Here is a 17,509-nt window from a genome sequence, read left to right as displayed (position 1 = left end):
AAAACATTGTAGGAGATGACGTATGAAAAGAATATCAAAAGAACCAGATGTAAGACGCCAAGAGTTAATGGATATTGGTTTTGAACTATATATGAAAAATGGTATGAAAGGATTTGGCATAAAAGATGTTGTGAATCATGCAGGTGTAGCAACGGGCTTATTTTATTATTACTTCAAGTCTAAAGAGAATTTTGTTGATGAAGTTTTAAATGACTGTATTGTGAAAAATATGGAGTTAATTGAAGAAATACTTGTTTCAAATGAACGGTCTGTCATGCAAAAGATGAAAGATTCACTAGATATATTTTGGACATTTATTGAAAAGTTAGCACCCTATAAAAATGTGAGTTCGTTTCAGACGGAACAACATTTTCAACTGGAACAGAAATTATTCGCACGTATGCAACCGTTCATTAGACAAGTAATTGAAGAGGGAGTGAAAACAGGGATTTTTTATACTGATAACTCATTATTAGCTTCTGGATTTATTTTATACGGTCTTAACAGTATTGCTCATTCAGAAGTAAAGTTGAATCTAGATACAAAACATGAAATGGTTAATTTAGTATTAACTACACTACGATACAATCAAAAGGAAGGAGAAAGTTTATGAAAATTATTATCGATGGAAATAATATCTCACAAGAGCAACTTATAAAATGGAAAAGAGAACGGATAAAAAAAGTATTATATACATTAGGACATAAAGAGCTTGAAATAAATGATACAGACGTCATGATAAAACAGCTAACGGAAATAAAGTTGCGATATACATACAATGAAATGTACGAAAAGTTGAAATCAAAACTTAGATTAAGTGCATTAGGTATGCGTATCTGTACTCTTTTATCTGGCGATAGACGAAAATTTTCAAAAACTAGTATTTATTTAGACGGGATTACAGCAGAAGTAGCTATACATGGAATTGATAGTTTGATGCTTGAACAATCACGTGAAAATAACAAAGTGAATTTATCTGCTTGTCCTGATCACTATGTACTAAGACCCTTTGGGGAAAATGAATTAGAGGTTATCGAAACTACTGGTAATTCTCCGTTTCCAGTTCAATTTTTCATTGTTTTTGGTGACGAAACCGGATTGAAAACACCGAGAGATAAATCTTATCAATACCAATCAACAGGTGTTGCACGTATGAAAGATGGTACTACTATTGGTGGAGTTCGACATCAATTTAAAGATACTGATACAGGGATAGAAGTAAGTCTAGTTGTTGAGTTCCCAGCCCTTTGTCCTAATAGTCTAATTAAATCCCATCAAATGCATTTAGCGTGTGAGTTTTCTTATTGGTTACAGTGGATTAAAGATCAGAAAAAATAGTAAGTAAACGATATCGTTTAAATAAACAAAAGTAAAATGTTCAAACAAATCATATGTATGTTTTAATAAAACCTAGTTGACTTATCGGAAATATTTGTATAATATGTACTTAATTCCATAACGTATTGCTGATTGGAGAAACCAAAGGCATTTTATCAACAGATAAAATGCCTTTGGTTTTTTTATTGCACAAATACTGAATCTGTTCATTTATATGAATCATTTTAAGGAGGGGAAGAAATGACTGTTTCAATTGATGGGGTATCAAAATATTTTTTGAAACAAACTGGTACGGTTCAAGTGCTAGAGAATATTAATTTTCAATTAGAGGAAGGGGATTTTGTTACAGTAATTGGTCCGAGTGGGTGCGGAAAAAGTACATTACTAAAAATTGTTGCAGGTCTAGATAATGATTTTGAAGGTGAAGTTGTTATTGACGGGGAGCCTATCTTAAAAACGAGCAAGAAACAAGGTTTTATTTTTCAAGAACATAGGCTTTTTCCATGGTTAACAGTTGAAGAAAATATAGCGGCAGATTTGTCGTTAAAAGATAAGTATGTGAAAGATAAGGTGAGAGAATGGGTTGAAATCGTTCGGTTAGATGGCTTTGAAAAATCGTATCCGAAAGAAATTTCAGGCGGGATGTCACAACGTGTTGCGATAGCGAGAGCGTTATTAAGAGATCCAAATGTATTATTACTTGATGAACCTTTTGGAGCGCTGGATGCTTTTACTCGAAGTCATTTACAAGAAGTATTGCTAAATATTTGGGAGCAGAAGAAAACAACAATGATATTCGTTACACATGATATAGACGAAGCGATATATCTTTCAAACCGAATCATCATTATGAGTGCAAAACCAGGGAAAATACATAAAGTGATTGAAAATAATTTGCCTTATCCGCGAAATAAAACTTCTCAATCGTTCCAACAACTTCGAACGAAAGTATTACAGCAGTTTGAATATGGAGGGTTGATTCAAACAAGTATATAGGAAAAGGGTGATTTTATATGTATAAAAAATTTAAAATTCTTTCTTTTGCTTTAGCTATATCAGTATGTTTATTAGGATGTGAAAAAAGTACAGCAAGTAGTAAGAAAGAAGATGTAACAATACAAATTGGTATACAGCAAGGGTTAAGCCCGCTATTACTAGCAAAGAAAAAGGGGTGGTTTGAAGAGGAGTTTAAAAAAGAAGGAGTTAAAGTGAAATGGACAGAGTTCCAAAGTGGACCTCCTTATTTTGAAGCAATCGCATCAAACCGATTAGACTTTGGTGAAGTAGGGAATTCTCCAGTCATTTCAGCGCAAGCAGCAGGTATTGGATTTACCGAAATCGCCAATACAAGTTATGCGAGAAAAGGAACTGGAATTCTCGTTCAAAAAGATAGCAAGATTGCGAGTGTAAAAGAGTTAAAAGGTAAAAAAATTGCAGTAGCAAAAGGAAGTAGTGCCTTTAATTTATTGTATCGAGCACTTGATAAAGAAGGGATTGATGCAAAAGAGGTAAATGTCATTCAATTACAACCAGATGAAGCGCAGCCTGCATTCGAATCAGGATCAGTAGATGCATGGGCGATTTGGGACCCTTTCATATCATTACATACGTTAAATAAAGGTGCGAAGGTGATTGCAGACGGTGAAACATTAAATGTCTCTTCACCAGAATTTTTAATTACGAGAACAAAATTTGCGAAAGAACATCCAGAATTAGTTGAGAAATTCCTCAAAGTTTATGAGAAAGCACGTGTATGGCAAGATGCTAACTTAGATGAAGCAATAAAAGTATATACTTCTGTAAAAAAGATAGATGCGGAGATCGTAAAAGAAGTGTTTAATCACGACAAACCAATTTTAGTTTCGGTAACGAAGGAAATAATAGCAGAACAACAAAAGACAGCGGATTTTCAATATAAGCTCGGTTCTATAAAGAAAGAAATTAAGGCGGAAAAAGTTGTAGATAATTCTTTCGTAGAAAAAGCATTGAAAGCGAAGTGAAAAGAGGTTTTGTAAAGTGGAAAATACGAAAGCTGTTATTAAACCAGCGAGTATAACGATTGAGAAAAACAGAGTTAAGAATGTGCGAAAGTTAAATGTAAAAGTTTTAGTAAGGGCGATTACTATACCGGTTATTATATTAATAATTTGGCAGTTAGCTGGCGTATTCGGTCTTGTTTCTAAAACAGTTTTACCAACACCATTAGATATTTTTCTAGCTTTCCAAGAGCTTATTAAAACAGGAGAGTTATTCGGCCATTTAAGTATTAGTGTATTCAGGGCTGCGGCTGGTTTCTTTATTGGTGGGGGCTTAGGAATCATTTTAGGAACGATTGTTGGATTTTCAACGAGAAGTGAGCAATATTTAGATCCACCTGTGCAAATGTTAAGAACTGTACCTCATCTAGCTGTTGCGCCACTTTTCGTATTATGGTTCGGTTTTGGTGAAACATCGAAAGTGTTATTAATTGCAGATGGTGCATTTTTTCCTTTATACGTAAACGCATTTTTAGGTATTAGAGGTGTGGATTCAAAGTTATTTGATGTTGCGAGAGTGTTAGAGTTTAGCAAAAGAAAACTAATTACGAAACTCATTTTACCATCTGCATTGCCTAATCTTTTACTAGGAGCAAGGTTATCGTTAGGTGTTGCATGGGTGAGTTTAGTAGTAGCAGAACTTATGGGATCTACAGAAGGTATTGGTTATATGATTATGGATGCAAGGCAATTTTCAAATACAGATATCGTATTTGTCGGCATAATTATCTTTGCATTTGTTGGGAAGTTTTCTGACTCTCTAGTACGTTTACTAGAAGCGAAGTTTTTAAGATGGCGAGATAATTTTAAAGGTGAGACTGGGAATTAACATATAAATTATTAGGGGTAATTTATATAGAATGTGTTAGTATACGATTCAAAATAAATAAGGGGTGTGTAAAGGCATGGAATTATTATGGTTTATTCCGGCTTATGGAGATGGTCGATATTTAGGAACGACAAAACGAGGAAGAGCAGCTGAATATGGTTATTATAAGCAAGTTGCTGCGGCAGCTGATTATTTAGGATATACGGGTGTTTTACTTCCAACTGGTCAAGGATGTGAAGACCCTTGGGTGTTAGCTTCAGCTCTTGCTGCTGAAACAGAAAAACTAAAATTTTTAGTAGCAGTAAGACCAGGACTAATGTCCCCTACAGTTGCAGCGAGGATGGCATCTACATTTGATAGAATTTCAGATGGGAGACTGCTTATTAATGTAGTAGCTGGAGGAGATCCAGTTGAACTACAAGGAGATGGATTATATCTTGATCATGATGAAAGGTATGAAGCAGCGGATGAATTTTTAAAAGTTTGGAAATCGACATTGCAAGGTGAAACGATCTCTTTAGAAGGAAAACATATTCAAGTTACAGATAGTAAAGTTGTATTCCCACCAGTTCAAACGCCATATCCTCCTATATATTTCGGAGGATCATCAGCTGCTGGAAAAGAAGTAGCAGCTGAACATAGTGATGTATATTTAACGTGGGGAGAGCCGCCAGAGCAAGTAAAAGAAAAAGTAGAAGAAGTAAGAAAACTTGCAGAAGAGAAGGGGCGTACAGTCCGATTTGGCATTAGATTACACGTAATTGTAAGAGAGACAGAAGAAGAAGCATGGGAAGAGGCCGAACATTTAATTCAATATGTGGATAATGAAACAATTGAGCTTGCTCAAAAGACATTTGCAAGATATGATTCGGTTGGTCAAAAACGGATGACACATTTAAATAAAGGTACGAGAGAGTCGTTAGAGATAAGCCCTAATTTATGGGCTGGAATCGGACTTGTAAGAGGTGGGGCAGGTACTGCACTTGTAGGCGATCCGCATACAGTAGCAGAAAGGATAAAAGAATATGAATCGTTAGGAATTGATACGTTTGTTTTATCAGGATATCCGCATTTAGAAGAAGCGTATGAAGTGGCAGAATTGTTATTCCCATTATTGAAAGACAAGAAGAAAGAAGAAAATAAAATTGTTGGTGAAATGATTGCTGATGCATATGCATTAAAAAAATAGTGAGAAATAAAGTTTCACTTATTTATTGCTTCATTTTGTTTACTGCCTGTTAATAGGGTATAAAAAATCCGCAAGTTATTCGCTTGCGGGTTTTCATCGTAAATTATTAGAAAATATGGTAAAATCAAAGGGTAACTTAAGGTGCGGTTGGTTGTTCAATTATCACTTCTCCGAGTAGGAGGGGGGTGATAATACGTGAGTGAAATAGCGTTGCTACTGCAGGGTGGACTGTTTCTCGTTGCATTGTTAACGTTCGTCGTCGTTTTAATAGACAAGCTCAAAAAATAACAACCCACCTATGCCTATAGAATGTGGGTTGTTTTGTTTGTAAGAAACAAATAGGATAAATGAACAATCCAATCTGCTAAGTTACGTGGACTAGTGTGTAGCCGCACACTAGTCTTTTTTATTTATATACAATTTATAATTGGTTTATGTGATTGTATTGTTCTTTTCATACTCATTATAACACAGTGTCTTTTCATCAAGAAAGGAGACCGTATGTTCTGGTATCTATTATATAGTAGGTGCTTTTTCTTTGAACAGCCCATCCATATACTGTTTTAAACTTTGGACATAAAATTTCTGTGTATTCACATTATTTACACCGACAATGGGTGATGGAAGGTCAAATCTTTTTTCTGATAAATGAACGACAACATCAAAGATGTCAAACAAGCGAATGAAGCAAAACAGACCGTCTTTATCGCTAAGTAAAATAAAGTAATGATTTTCACTACTTGTATTTAGCGTATTCCATAAAGAACTTTTGCTTAAATCACGTACAATGCTTTTTTCTTTTAGTTCCACGAAATCTGCATTTGAGAGAATGGTAGAAATATCAATTGCATCTTGATCTTCAAAGTAGCCATCAACTGCTTGTACAGCGAATGTATAAGCCATTTTTAATATACTCATTTTATATTTACGGTTATCTAATAGTAATTCACGTTGAATAGAACTCGCTACTTTCGTTACACGTTCCTCTTTCCAAATTTCATTATGTAAGGAAATATCGTGCTTTTTACATAGTTTCATAATTAATGCATTAGAATAAAGAATTTCGTCGCTTACTTCGACAACATCAGTCTCAGCAGCCGCAAGTTCCTCACCGTGCTCATTCGTATAGAGTGGGGAATCAATTTGTCTTTTCATTTGTTCAATCTTAAATTGACTCAATTTATGCCTAATTAAAGGACGATCAATATTTGTTGTCATTTGTTCATGACAAGTATCACAAATTGAGTTTGTGAAATAATATCCACATAATATTTCTGGAATGACATATTGTTCACTAAGTTTTTTCGTATCTTTTCTGCAAATGATGCATTGTGTCATTTTTATCACCTTTACCTGCAAATTTGTATGTAATCTCATTGTAGTGTATTTATTGGTATTTTGGAATATTGTAAAGGAAAATATTATGTGAAATTCATACTTATTTTGGTACAATGAAGAGAAGTGCTAGTTTAAAGGAGGCCATTTTTTTGAAATCAAAAGTGCACTTTTGGACATTAGAAGTGCTAATGGTTGTAGGAATCATATTTATTTGCACAAAAATATCATTTTTATTTCAACCGATTGGTATCTTCATATCAACATTATTTTTCCCAATCTTAATCGCGCTTTTTTTATACTTCATATTTAATCCTGTATTAATCTTTTTGGAGAATAAAAAAGTACCTAGAAATTTAGCGATATTGCTGTTATATCTTTTTATCATAACATTAACTGCGGTTGGCGTTGGAGTAGTTGTTCCTACGATTTCACAACAGCTAATGGACTTAGTAAAAAATATGCCAGGCTACATAAAAGAGGGAAAAGTATACATACAAGAATTATCACATCATAGGTTGTTTGAATGGTTATCTACACAAAACTACGTTTCCATTGAAACAATTGAAAAAAATGCGATTGAATACTTAAAAGATATACCAAATACAATTACGTCGAGTGCAACGGCTTTATTTGGTATTATCACGAACGTTGCATTAGTTGTATTTACTGTACCGTTCATTTTATTTTACATGTTTAAAGATGGACATGCCTTTCCAGGAAAAGCGGTAAGTTTATTACCAGAGTCTTACCGTGAAGAGGGGCTTCGTATCATTAAGGAAACGAACGAAACATTATCTGCATATATTCAAGGGCAAGCGCTCGTTTGTATATTTGTAGGTGCGTTTACTTTTATCGGTTATTTAATTATTGATTTACCGTACGCTTTCGTTTTAGGAATTATCGCAGCATTTACAAACATCATTCCTAACTTAGGTCCATTTATCGGGGCAGCACCAGCTGTTATTGTAGGACTGTTCGTATCTCCGATGCAAGCCTTATACGTAATTATTATCGTAACAATTGTACAACAGTTTGAAAGTAATATTATTTCACCACGTATTATGAGCTCGAAATTAAATATTCATCCACTAACAATTATTATTTTAATTTTAGGGGTAGGTAACTTTGCGGGAATTATCGGAATGATTTTAGCAGTACCAGTTTATGCAGTAACAAAAACAGTTGTTTCGAACTTAGTGAGATTGTTTAAGACGAAGAGAAGTAACCGAAAATAGTAAAAACTGAGGAAGATACACCGCTTTTTAAGTGGTGTATCTTTTGTTTATAAATAAATAATTAAAAGTGGGTTGATTTGATTTTATTATATATTTTTTATACATCAAATTCATTGATAAACTTGTGTGATATAAGCTCTATAAAACTATGTGGAATCCCTCTGAACTATCCAAATTATTTCCTTACAGCGTGCTATCAACATCATAATCGACTCCTTTCAATTCTATATAGTTAAACGATTAAAGGTGAGTGTAGTACTTGCTTCTACGATCTCGAATTTCATCAATAACTTGTTTATATTGTCTTTCTTGTTTTAATTCATTTTGAGATATTGTTTCTTTTTGAATCGTAATCGTTAAAAAGAAAAGGTGAAACTTCATATGTGAATTCCTCCTTTTGAATTGGAATTACAGATGACTACAGTAATGACTTTGTCTTTCTTTTACAGAATTCATAGCCTGATTAATTTGACGTTCATGAAGCATTTCAGACTCAGAAAATTTATTTTTTTGAATGGTAATGGTTAAAAAGAATACTTTAAATTTCATAAAATAATTGCCCCTTTATAAATGATTTAGAAAAAACGAGTGTAATAAGAAGATTGGCGCTCTTTTACTTCGTCCATAATGCTTTGGATGTGTTGTTCACGTAAAATCTCTTTCTGTGAAAGCTTACGTTTTTGAATGGTGATTGTTAAAAAGAATGCTTTAAATTTCATGAATATATGACCCCTTTAAAATATATTTTTAATACATTTGAGTGTAGTATGAACTTTTAATGTCAGTTATTTTATCAGTCAGTTGTTTTAACTGTTGTTTACGATTGATTTCAGTTTCAGATAAAGTATGTTTTTGAAGCACAGTCGTAAAAAAGAAAATATGAAAAGTCATAAATGAATTCCTCCTTTCAAAAAGGAATTACAGGTGATCACAGTAAAGTGCTTGGCGCTCCTTAACATCATTCATAGCTTTTTCAATTTGCTCATTATGAAGAATTTCATCTTTGGAAATTGTATTTCTTTGAATCGTAATACTTAAAAACAATACGCTAATAGTCATTGAATGTTGCTCCTTTCTTAGAAAAATAATGTAAGAGACTAAAAAATCGCGCAAAAAAACCACAGGAAGATACAGTTCTCCTATGGCTGGGCGTGAAAAAGCCACAGGAAAGTATACGACCTCCTGTGGCGAATTTATGAATTAAATGAAATAAAGTACGATTTTCAATTCTCCATTAGGGTGGTCGAATTCATATTTAATTGTCCAGAAAACACAGGTGCAGTTAACGCTAAAGTTAATGCATGTAATTGTAATTTCATCATTTCCTTCGACCTCCTTTTAGAATTTTTTTCTTACGTTAGTAAGTATATACAATTAATGGATAATTGTAAACATAAAAAATGAAAATTTTTAATTTTGATTAAAATGCGTATATTTAAAAAGGGATTTGAAAGTAAATATTGTAATTAACGAAATATCGATAAAAATGGGGGATGCTAAATGAAATATATGCATCATAACATAATCGTTATGCTAACAATTTTTTTATTCATTACGGCTTGTTCTAACGGGGAAAGAATAAAAGATATATATGATGTTAGGTCAGATGATTTTAAGAAATATACTGGGACATACGTTGGTAATAATTCAGATGTGGTTGCAATTATTAATCATTTACCCGGTGGTGGAACAGTTCAAAGTATAAGTTTAGAAAATGAAAATATAAAAGTGAACTATGGTGCAAAAGAGAGTGGAGCTCTTACAGAAGAAATGATTGAGACGTATTGGTTTGATGAGAAAGATACGATGAAGAAGAATTTTCTCTTTAATGCTACCTATCTAGTAATTTTAGTACCAAACGCAAAAGCTTATGAGTTTCAAATAGAAAATAAAAACTTTAAGATAACGAGGGAAGAAATGTTATCAATTTTGCATAGGGAATTCGATGATTTTCCAAAAGAAAAAGATATATGGGATAAAAATAAAGTTATAAAGTTCTTTAACGGCAATGAAGAAAAAATTAAAATGCTTGTGGAAGATAAAGATTTTCGGAAATCTTTATTCGCTAAATATCAAGTGAACCAGTTGAAATAATGGAGGGGAGAAGATGGAGTTAGTATACAAAATTTCTTATCATAGAATGCAGGATCATTATTTACCTAAGTTAGTACAGGCAATTAGGCTCGTTAGTGAAGAAGATTTGTGGAAACAAGAGACCTCTGTTAATTCAATTGGTGGAATCGTACTACATATTTGTGAACATTTACAGAGAAATACAAGGCGTTATAAGGATCCAAATATAGTTTTTGAAAATGGAATTGAAGAATATTTTCCAGTGAAACAAATAAGCTCTGAAGCTTTGTTAAAAACTGTTGAAGAAATATTTGATGAGTGGGGCAAAGCATATATACAGGTCTGGGAAGAAAAAAGGCATATTGATCTTCAAAGTCTATTACATTTGGTTGAGCATACAAGCTATCATTTAGGGCAAGTAGTAGATCGTACAAAATGTATTGAGGGACAACAGTTTAATTTTTGTCAAAATGGTATAAATGAAAAGAATTTGAGAACAAGAGTTGAAACTTCGAATTTTTAGAAAGAGAGACATTCTTAATTGAATGACTCTCTTTTTTGTAAAAGAAATTTATGGAAAAAAATAATTCTATGTGATATGGTTAATTACATAAGTAATGAACCTATGAACCTAAGGTGGTGAAAATGTGAAGCCGACTCTAGAACAAAATAAATTAATATACATACAAATTGCAGAAACGATTGAATCTGATATTTTAAAAGACATATTGCTTGAAGAAGAACAAGTTCCATCGACAAATCAATTTGCGAAGATGTTACAAATAAATCCGGCTACCGCAGCTAAAGGGGTGAATGTATTAGTGGATGAGGGGATTTTATATAAAAAGAGAGGGATCGGGATGTTTGTTGCAAAAGGGGCAAAAGAAGTTGTACTAAAAAAAAGACAAAATACTTTTATGACTGAATATTTACCTAAAGTGTGGGAAGAAGCGAAAGTACTAGAAATATCAAAAGATGAATTGATGGATATGATTCAAAAAATTACGAAGGAGGGGAAAGAGGGATGATTGCACTTGAAACGAAAGATGTAACGAAAAAGTATAAAAAGAAAATAGCTGTAAATGAAGTAACGATTTCATTGGAAGAGAATAAAATATATGGTTTGCTTGGAAGGAACGGAGCAGGGAAAACGACTTTATTAAATTTACTAGCAGGACAAATTACTTCAAGTAGTGGAAGTGTATCAATATTTGGTGAAGATGTTTTTGAAAATAGTAAAGCGATGCAAAATATTTGTTTCGTTAGAGTAAAAGAAGAGTCTCATTTAAGTTATAGCGTAAAAGAAATTTTTAAGATATGTAACATGTTTTATAAAAATTGGGATCAGAAGTTTGCTGAAGAACTGGCGGGTAAATTTCAGCTTAATATAACAGAGAAATACCATAAACTATCTCATGGCATGCAAACAGTTGTAGGAATTATTAAAGGGTTAGCAAGCAGAGCGACAATTACTATTTTTGATGAACCAACTACAGGATTAGACGCAGCACATCGTGAGTTATTTTATAGTTTACTACTAGAAGATTACGGGGAGTATCCCAGAACAATTATATTATCAACACATCTGGTAGAAGAAGTAACCCATGTTATTGAAGAAGTAATTATCATAAAAGAAGGTGCACTTGTTGTTCAATCAACAGTGGAAGATTTATTGCAACAAGGTCATATTATTTCAGGGCAAAAAGGTAAAGTGGAGGAGTTCTTGATTAATAAAAAAGTTATAAATAAAGAAATTTATGGGAATAAAGGTATTGCTGTTATATGGGAAGGGCTTTCTAATGAAGATTGTTACTCTCTTGAAAAAGAAGGTTTAGTAATTGATAGAATTACATTACAAAAACTATTTATTCACATGACTGGTGGTGAAGTGGAATGACGATGTTAATGAAACAATTGAGGTTACATATAAATTTTCATTATAAAGCAATTTTAATATTTTGGATTGTAGCTTTATTAATAAAAGGAGCTTTATATGCTGCTCATTTAAATGAAGCGAAAGTTGGTTATTTACCCGAAATTATCAATAATCCTTCAATTGCAATTATGATTTTTATAGTAGGGAGTGTTTTCATTGTTCAAGATGATTTATTTCGTTTAGCAGTTTCATTTGGTATAACGAGAATACAATATTTTATCGGAGCGATTTGCTATATTGTGTTGCAATCCGCATTGTTTTCATTCCTTCAAATACTGTTTTTACAAGATATAAAATATAACTTAGTAAATGTTAACTTTGGAGAGCAATTAATACAACAGTTTATTTTACAATTTTTATTTTATGTTACGATAGCATGTTTCTTTCAAGTAGTAGTAATTTTTAAGCAAAGATTTCAATGGATTGGTCTCATGATTGGTGGGTCGCTTTTCCTTTCAACAAATAGTGTGCTGTATGGAGAAGTAGGGATAAAAGGATTGTTATTTACAAATGATGTATCTTTAATAGATATCCCTTATTTTATTGTTATTTCAATTGGATTAACAATTCTTTATATCATAACTAGTAGTATATTTATTCGTAAAGTATCATTTGAACGAACAGTTTAAAATAGTGATAGATTATTCTTTTAGGGAGAAGGAAAATATATGGGAGACACGTCCTCACTAATAACCGTCTTTTTATGCATTGCACTACTGATATTTTGGCGTCGTTATCGCTCCATGCATAAGCCAATAAAGGGATCGGGAAAACGTATTTTATGGCCATTACTATTTTTAACACCAGGTATTGTATGGTTTTTAGGTCCCGTACATCCAGCTATATTACAAGTAATTATAGCGGTATTCATTGGTGTACTTTTTGCTGTACCGCTTATAGTATTAACAAATTATGAACGAAGAGATGATGGGAATATTTATACGAAAAAAAGTGCAGCTTTTTTAATTACTTTTATTGCACTTGTCTTTTTAAGATATGGTTCAAGACAATTTATCGTTGATTTAGATCAACAAACGATTGGTTTATTATTTTACGTTGTTGCAGTATCGTATATTTTTCCTTGGAGAATTGCCTGTTATATAAAGTTTAGGAAAGTTTGGCGGGAAAATAATAATCATGCTATATGAAAACTTCTCATTTGAGAAGTTTTTTTATTTTTACAGGTAAGCAAAACAAGTTGTTGAAGGGCAGGCTGTCATAGAATATGATACATATTATAATGAGGAAAAGTTGAGGGGATAAAAATGCGTACAATTTTACTTTTTCTAAACAACATGTTCATTAGCGAAATCGAGGACATTAGGCAAAAACATGATCCTTTATTTGGATTAATTTCACCGCATATTACAATTGTATTCCCATTTGAAAGTTCGATTTCAAATGATGAGCTGAAATTACATATTATAAATGTATCAAAACCGATACAGAATATAGAAATTGAATTTACGAATCAAATTACAAGTGAAAGAGAATATTTGTTTTTACGAGTTGAAAAGGGGAAAGAACAAATAGAGGAACTACATAATATTCTATATACAGGACCTTTATTACAATTTTTGAAAGAAGACATTCCGTACATCCCGCATGTAACAGTCGGAAGAAAAGAAAGTGCCGAATTAGCTGCTGAAGTAGTGAAGGAGATTCCTAGTTTTCATGGGAAGTTAAATTGTGTGATTGATAGAATAAGCGTGGAGCGAATTGGAGAGAACGGGGAATCAATTATTGAATTTGAAGTGCCATTTCTAAAAAGCTGACAAAAGTCAGCTTTTTATTTCGTAGCATGAAGTAATGCACCAATTGCACCGCTATTACCACCATCTTGTAAAAAGATTGGTGTTTTATTTTGATATTCGGTGTAGCTACTAATAATATGTTGAAGTTGTACGTTATTACATAAAGTCGAACCAATATAAATAATATGTTCAATGTTTTTTGTTTCAGCGAATTGAAGGCTTAATGCAGTAACGACTTCACCGACAAGTCCTTGTACAGTAGCTAGTATATCGGAGCTACTATTATTTGATTCTGTAATGGCTGCTTTTCCGAAGTTACTAGCAGTTAAGTTATTATCGATAGGGGAAAGAATACCACCATAAATATCTCCAACCGTAATATCTAGTTCTTTTCTAGATCCTACTTTTGTTAGAGGTATTATATCTTCAAAATGATCTATATTTGTTAACAATTTTGAGAGTCCCATAATAGTCCCACCGCCAACTCCGGTTCCACCAGCGCGAATATATTGTTCATTATAAACATAATGGATAGAAGTACCTGTACCGATATTGGTTAAAATAAAATTGTTTATAGTATGTTGTTCTTCTTTTAATATGAATTGGACACCTGCAAGAGTAGCTTCAAATTCGCTTAGCTCTATTATTTTATATGAACCTGTAAGCAGTTGCTGTAATAGTTTCGATTTACCACCCGTAATACATATTTGTTTTATGCCATTGTTGTTTTTAATCCAATCTATTATTTTATGTTGTTCATGCGAATAAAATTTTTCAAAAGTTAATAGCTTTTTTTTGTTAAAATAAGCTATTTTCGTTAATGTGCCTCCAGCATCGATACCGATAGTACGTTCCATTTTCCTGCTCCTAACTACGTAATATGTTTTCCTATTTACTTAATCGGTTGAGAATAGATATTTCCAACTGATATAAGGAACACTTTAATCTGCTTGATATATTAATAGTTTTTCAATAGTTACAATAGGCTGGTCGTTTACAGTTGCAATACCTTTACCAAGAACAAAACCTCGGCGATTGCGCGTTAGCTCATAATGTAAATCAAGTTTATCACCGGGATATGCTTTTCCGTGGAATTCAACTCCATCTAAAGAGGAGAGGAATCCTAGTCCTTCAGAATCACTTGTATGTACAAATGCACTAAGCTGAGCAAGTGCTTCTACAATTAACATATGAGGCATATGTTTGTGACTATCATTTATAAACCATTCGTTATTTGTAATGAGTTTATATCCTGTAACGAATTCATCTTGTTTTACATTTGTTACTTTATCAATCATTAAAAATGGATAACGATGGGGAAGTGTGTCTTTAATATGCATATGAAAGTACCTCCAATTAATAATACCCCTGCTAAAGTTAAGCAGGGGAGCCGGAATTAATTTTTAACTAATTCATTTACTTTTTCAAGGACGAAAATGCCGCTATTTCTAATGTTTTCAACAACTTGTTGCAACACTTCTTTATCTTGAACGAGTGCAATACGTACGAAGCCTTCTCCGTGAGGTCCAAATGCATGACCAGGTGTAACAACGACATTCGCACGATCCATTAATGCATAAGCGAAGTCTAGAGAAGTCCATCCATGTGGAATTTCTGCCCAGACAAACATACTACCAGCTGGCTTATCGACATTCCAGCCAAATGTTCGGAATCCATCGACTAAAGTATCTCTCCGTTCTTGATAAATATTGCGGTTTTTCTCACAAAATGCAGCGCCATTTCTTAGTGCTGCAGATGCCGCTTTTTGAATTGGTAAAAATACACCGTAATCGGTATTAGATTTAAATTGAGTAAGTGCACGAACAATTTCTTCGTTTCCAATCATATATCCAATACGGCTACCTGCTAAACTATAACTTTTTGACAAAGAATTGATTTCTACACCAACTTCTTTAGCACCAGGTACAGAGAGGAAGCTAATTGGCTTATTACCATCGAAATAAAATTCAGCATAAGCAAAATCATGGACAACGATAATATTATGCTTTTTCGCGAATGCGATTACTTCTTTAAAGAAATCTTCATGAGCCATTGCTGGAACGGGATTCCCTGGGAAGTTTAAAATCATCATCTTCGCTTGATCGGCAATTTCTTCAGGGATGACTTCTAAGTCTGGTAAGAAATCATTCTCTTTCTTTAAAGGCATGTAGTAAGATGTTGCACCAGCCATTTGAATACCTGTTTCATAAGCTGTATATCCTGGATCAGGAACTAATATAATATCACCTGGATTTGCATAAACCATAGGTAAATGAACGAGCCCGTCTTGTGAACCCATTAATAATAAAACTTCTTTATCCGCATTTAATAACACGTTATGAGTGTTGTTGTAATATTCAGTTACAGCTTCGTGAAATTCTTGAATACCTGATAATGTATACCCGTAGCTCTCTTTCTCACTCGCTGTATGTACCATTGTTTCTCTTACAAAATCAGCGGGCGGCATATCAGGATTTCCGATGCTCAAATCAATCATGTTATGACCTGCTGCAATTTTTTCTTTTTTATAGGCTCCTAATTCACTAAATATAGAAGATTGGAATGCTTTCATTCTAGTTGCTAACGTGTAAGTCATCAAAACCCCTCCTAAAACAGTGCTTTCATTCTGCATTTTTAATTATTCTGAAAACACATGTTTATATTTTATCATTTTTTTATGAAAATTAAAATGATTGACAAATTTAGAGGAAGGATTAGCCTATTTTGAAAAGTATCGATGTAAATAGCGTAGATGTGTTAATTGAAATGTCTATTATAGGATTCATTTTATATAATTTAAGGTATTCTCTAGTTTTTATTAAGTATATTTCTCATGTTTTGAATGAAAAAGAATACGAAAACAAGGGCTATTTTTGTGGCTGATTTCTAAAGTGAAATAACGCAGAAAATATTTTCTGCGTCTCCTCTGAAATGTAATCATTTCTTTTTATATGTGCATAATTTTTCGGCTGTCAAAAAGTATACATTTAGTGTACCGTCGGCAACTTTTAAAGTTTGGTCCGATGTAAATGAATTACCATAATCAATGTGATATACATTAGAATTTTTGACAAATGAGCCTTTATATAAATCGTCTTTATTCTTTGTTGTTTGCATTTCTACTAAATTTTGCACAATTTCCTCTTTATTTTCTTTTTTGACAACTGTTTCAAATTTATAATATACAGGGCATTCACCATTTTTATTGTCAACGACTTCCCAAGAACCGTATATATCGTTATTGTTGCATCCACTAAGTAGAATGATTAGTATAGGAATTGTAAGTAGAACCTTTTTCATTTTGTGCTCCTTTCTTTTAAATTTGAATAAACGTGCGAATACGATAGGGATATTATAATAAATAAAGTTTAAATTTTTTTAAAGAATTATTTAATTTCATATAAAAATTTAGGAGAAATTAAATAAGCATGAATCTAGTGTAAAGTCAGATTCATGCTAGTACCATAGCCTATGTTATGTCTTTTTTGAGCATAAATAAAGAGGAAAGCAGAAGCACTATTCCATTTAATATATATACGCTTGCGATCATAAAGGCTAACGTACCTGCGCCAAATCCTGCTTTATCGAATATAGAAGCAAATGTTGTGATAGTCAAAAAGATAATGGGAGTCAGTAGTAAAAATATGAAACCTGCCACGATTCTTTTTTTAAAACTATGTCCAGATAAGGAAATGGCTAAAAAGTTTAGGATGCTAAACAGAGCAATTGCAAAGAGCAGGACAATAAATACTTCGATGCCACCAGACATTTTACCACTCCT

Annotated in this window: 26 protein-coding genes; 15 read left to right on the top strand and 11 right to left on the bottom strand. The window is 32.8% G+C overall.

Annotation, left to right across the window (positions count from 1 at the left end; all coding sequences use genetic code 11):
- Nucleotides 1-22: 22 nt before the first annotated feature.
- The 7 genes from MHH55_RS08645 (at nucleotide 23) to MHH55_RS08615 (ending at nucleotide 5,680) form a co-directional block, all read left to right on the top strand.
- On the top strand, nucleotides 23-613 hold the full coding sequence (locus tag MHH55_RS08645; protein ID WP_063245541.1) for a TetR/AcrR family transcriptional regulator: 591 nt from the start codon (nucleotides 23-25) through the stop codon (nucleotides 611-613).
- Nucleotides 610-1,338 (top strand): hypothetical protein, encoded by a 729-nt coding sequence (locus MHH55_RS08640; RefSeq protein WP_000691336.1) that lies wholly within the window; start codon nucleotides 610-612, stop codon nucleotides 1,336-1,338. The genes MHH55_RS08645 and MHH55_RS08640 overlap by 4 nt, the downstream gene beginning before the upstream one ends.
- A gap of 240 nt (nucleotides 1,339-1,578) precedes the next feature.
- Nucleotides 1,579-2,334 carry an ABC transporter ATP-binding protein gene (locus MHH55_RS08635; RefSeq protein ID WP_000218576.1) on the top strand — a complete coding sequence of 252 codons (756 nt, stop codon included), beginning with the start codon at nucleotides 1,579-1,581 and terminating at the stop codon, nucleotides 2,332-2,334.
- 17 nt (nucleotides 2,335-2,351) lie between these two features.
- Entirely contained in the window at nucleotides 2,352-3,338 is a 987-nt protein-coding gene (locus tag MHH55_RS08630; RefSeq protein WP_063245540.1) for an aliphatic sulfonate ABC transporter substrate-binding protein, read from the top strand.
- Nucleotides 3,339-3,354: 16 nt separating this feature from the next.
- Nucleotides 3,355-4,203 (top strand): ABC transporter permease, encoded by an 849-nt coding sequence (locus MHH55_RS08625; RefSeq protein WP_048538286.1) that lies wholly within the window; start codon nucleotides 3,355-3,357, stop codon nucleotides 4,201-4,203.
- A 76-nt stretch (nucleotides 4,204-4,279) separates the two neighbouring features.
- Nucleotides 4,280-5,392 carry an FMNH2-dependent alkanesulfonate monooxygenase gene (gene ssuD / locus MHH55_RS08620; protein WP_078186511.1) on the top strand — a complete coding sequence of 371 codons (1,113 nt, stop codon included), beginning with the start codon at nucleotides 4,280-4,282 and terminating at the stop codon, nucleotides 5,390-5,392.
- A 195-nt stretch (nucleotides 5,393-5,587) separates the two neighbouring features.
- On the top strand, nucleotides 5,588-5,680 hold the full coding sequence (locus MHH55_RS08615; protein WP_001289320.1) for a putative holin-like toxin: 93 nt from the start codon (nucleotides 5,588-5,590) through the stop codon (nucleotides 5,678-5,680).
- A gap of 228 nt (nucleotides 5,681-5,908) precedes the next feature.
- On the opposite strand, the gene MHH55_RS08610 is transcribed toward MHH55_RS08615, so the two are convergent.
- The gene (locus MHH55_RS08610) at nucleotides 5,909-6,730 is read right to left on the bottom strand and encodes an HNH endonuclease (protein ID WP_078186512.1); all 822 of its coding nucleotides are present in this window, start codon (nucleotides 6,728-6,730) and stop codon (nucleotides 5,909-5,911) included.
- A 149-nt stretch (nucleotides 6,731-6,879) separates the two neighbouring features.
- Here MHH55_RS08610 and MHH55_RS08605 point away from each other — a divergent pair, with 149 nt between their 5' ends.
- Entirely contained in the window at nucleotides 6,880-7,965 is a 1,086-nt protein-coding gene (locus MHH55_RS08605; protein WP_000837892.1) for an AI-2E family transporter, read from the top strand.
- 240 nt (nucleotides 7,966-8,205) lie between these two features.
- Here MHH55_RS08605 and MHH55_RS08600 read toward each other — a convergent pair whose 3' ends face one another.
- Genes MHH55_RS08600 through MHH55_RS08580 form a run of 5 tightly spaced genes read right to left on the bottom strand, consistent with a single transcriptional unit; the run spans nucleotide 8,206 to nucleotide 9,024 of the window.
- The gene (locus MHH55_RS08600) at nucleotides 8,206-8,346 is read right to left on the bottom strand and encodes a YrzI family small protein (protein ID WP_000668497.1); all 141 of its coding nucleotides are present in this window, start codon (nucleotides 8,344-8,346) and stop codon (nucleotides 8,206-8,208) included.
- A 27-nt stretch (nucleotides 8,347-8,373) separates the two neighbouring features.
- Nucleotides 8,374-8,514 (bottom strand): YrzI family small protein, encoded by a 141-nt coding sequence (locus MHH55_RS08595; RefSeq protein ID WP_000669806.1) that lies wholly within the window; start codon nucleotides 8,512-8,514, stop codon nucleotides 8,374-8,376.
- 26 nt (nucleotides 8,515-8,540) lie between these two features.
- Nucleotides 8,541-8,684 carry a YrzI family small protein gene (locus MHH55_RS08590; RefSeq protein ID WP_078186513.1) on the bottom strand — a complete coding sequence of 48 codons (144 nt, stop codon included), beginning with the start codon at nucleotides 8,682-8,684 and terminating at the stop codon, nucleotides 8,541-8,543.
- A gap of 28 nt (nucleotides 8,685-8,712) precedes the next feature.
- Nucleotides 8,713-8,856 carry a YrzI family small protein gene (locus MHH55_RS08585; protein ID WP_000142712.1) on the bottom strand — a complete coding sequence of 48 codons (144 nt, stop codon included), beginning with the start codon at nucleotides 8,854-8,856 and terminating at the stop codon, nucleotides 8,713-8,715.
- A 27-nt stretch (nucleotides 8,857-8,883) separates the two neighbouring features.
- A complete protein-coding gene (locus tag MHH55_RS08580) occupies nucleotides 8,884-9,024 on the bottom strand; it encodes a YrzI family small protein (protein ID WP_000156193.1) in 141 nt (46 codons plus the stop codon).
- Between the two features lie 441 nt (nucleotides 9,025-9,465).
- Here MHH55_RS08580 and MHH55_RS08575 point away from each other — a divergent pair, with 441 nt between their 5' ends.
- From MHH55_RS08575 to MHH55_RS08545, 7 genes are all read left to right on the top strand, one after another.
- Nucleotides 9,466-10,059: a DUF4825 domain-containing protein gene (locus tag MHH55_RS08575; RefSeq protein WP_063245537.1), complete on the top strand. Its 594-nt coding sequence runs from the start codon at nucleotides 9,466-9,468 to the stop codon at nucleotides 10,057-10,059.
- 13 nt (nucleotides 10,060-10,072) lie between these two features.
- A complete protein-coding gene (locus tag MHH55_RS08570; RefSeq protein ID WP_000424643.1) occupies nucleotides 10,073-10,561 on the top strand; it encodes a DinB family protein in 489 nt (162 codons plus the stop codon).
- Between the two features lie 124 nt (nucleotides 10,562-10,685).
- A complete protein-coding gene (locus MHH55_RS08565; protein ID WP_000805185.1) occupies nucleotides 10,686-11,066 on the top strand; it encodes a GntR family transcriptional regulator in 381 nt (126 codons plus the stop codon).
- Nucleotides 11,063-11,935 carry an ABC transporter ATP-binding protein gene (locus MHH55_RS08560; RefSeq protein WP_000560923.1) on the top strand — a complete coding sequence of 291 codons (873 nt, stop codon included), beginning with the start codon at nucleotides 11,063-11,065 and terminating at the stop codon, nucleotides 11,933-11,935. Before MHH55_RS08565 ends, MHH55_RS08560 begins: the two co-directional genes overlap by 4 nt.
- Nucleotides 11,932-12,603 carry a DUF4052 domain-containing protein gene (locus MHH55_RS08555; protein WP_000178200.1) on the top strand — a complete coding sequence of 224 codons (672 nt, stop codon included), beginning with the start codon at nucleotides 11,932-11,934 and terminating at the stop codon, nucleotides 12,601-12,603. Before MHH55_RS08560 ends, MHH55_RS08555 begins: the two co-directional genes overlap by 4 nt.
- Before the next feature lie 39 nt (nucleotides 12,604-12,642).
- Nucleotides 12,643-13,122, top strand: coding sequence for a CcdC family protein (locus tag MHH55_RS08550; protein WP_000502963.1), 480 nt, complete (start codon nucleotides 12,643-12,645; stop codon nucleotides 13,120-13,122).
- Nucleotides 13,123-13,239: 117 nt separating this feature from the next.
- The gene (locus tag MHH55_RS08545; RefSeq protein ID WP_001259199.1) at nucleotides 13,240-13,749 is read left to right on the top strand and encodes a 2'-5' RNA ligase family protein; all 510 of its coding nucleotides are present in this window, start codon (nucleotides 13,240-13,242) and stop codon (nucleotides 13,747-13,749) included.
- Nucleotides 13,750-13,763: 14 nt separating this feature from the next.
- Here the strand turns inward: MHH55_RS08545 and coaW are convergent, their stop codons facing one another.
- The 5 genes from coaW to MHH55_RS08520 all read right to left on the bottom strand — a co-directional run bounded on the left by coaW (nucleotide 13,764) and on the right by MHH55_RS08520 (nucleotide 17,497).
- The gene (coaW, locus tag MHH55_RS08540) at nucleotides 13,764-14,585 is read right to left on the bottom strand and encodes a type II pantothenate kinase (RefSeq protein ID WP_000442501.1); all 822 of its coding nucleotides are present in this window, start codon (nucleotides 14,583-14,585) and stop codon (nucleotides 13,764-13,766) included.
- Nucleotides 14,586-14,669: 84 nt separating this feature from the next.
- Nucleotides 14,670-15,068 carry a 3-hydroxyacyl-ACP dehydratase FabZ family protein gene (locus tag MHH55_RS08535; RefSeq protein WP_000547649.1) on the bottom strand — a complete coding sequence of 133 codons (399 nt, stop codon included), beginning with the start codon at nucleotides 15,066-15,068 and terminating at the stop codon, nucleotides 14,670-14,672.
- Between the two features lie 56 nt (nucleotides 15,069-15,124).
- The gene (locus tag MHH55_RS08530) at nucleotides 15,125-16,324 is read right to left on the bottom strand and encodes an LL-diaminopimelate aminotransferase (RefSeq protein WP_139362427.1); all 1,200 of its coding nucleotides are present in this window, start codon (nucleotides 16,322-16,324) and stop codon (nucleotides 15,125-15,127) included.
- A gap of 341 nt (nucleotides 16,325-16,665) precedes the next feature.
- Nucleotides 16,666-17,028, bottom strand: a complete 363-nt coding sequence (locus MHH55_RS08525) for a hypothetical protein (protein ID WP_063245536.1) — start codon at nucleotides 17,026-17,028, stop codon at nucleotides 16,666-16,668.
- 169 nt (nucleotides 17,029-17,197) lie between these two features.
- On the bottom strand, nucleotides 17,198-17,497 hold the full coding sequence (locus tag MHH55_RS08520) for a hypothetical protein (protein ID WP_078187059.1): 300 nt from the start codon (nucleotides 17,495-17,497) through the stop codon (nucleotides 17,198-17,200).
- Between the last annotated feature and the right edge of the window lie 12 nt (nucleotides 17,498-17,509).

This window comes from Bacillus sp. FSL K6-2944 (assembly GCF_038005385.1).
GTDB classification, from domain to species: domain Bacteria; phylum Bacillota; class Bacilli; order Bacillales; family Bacillaceae_G; genus Bacillus_A; species Bacillus_A cereus.
This window is presented reverse-complemented; position numbering and strand designations above follow the sequence as displayed.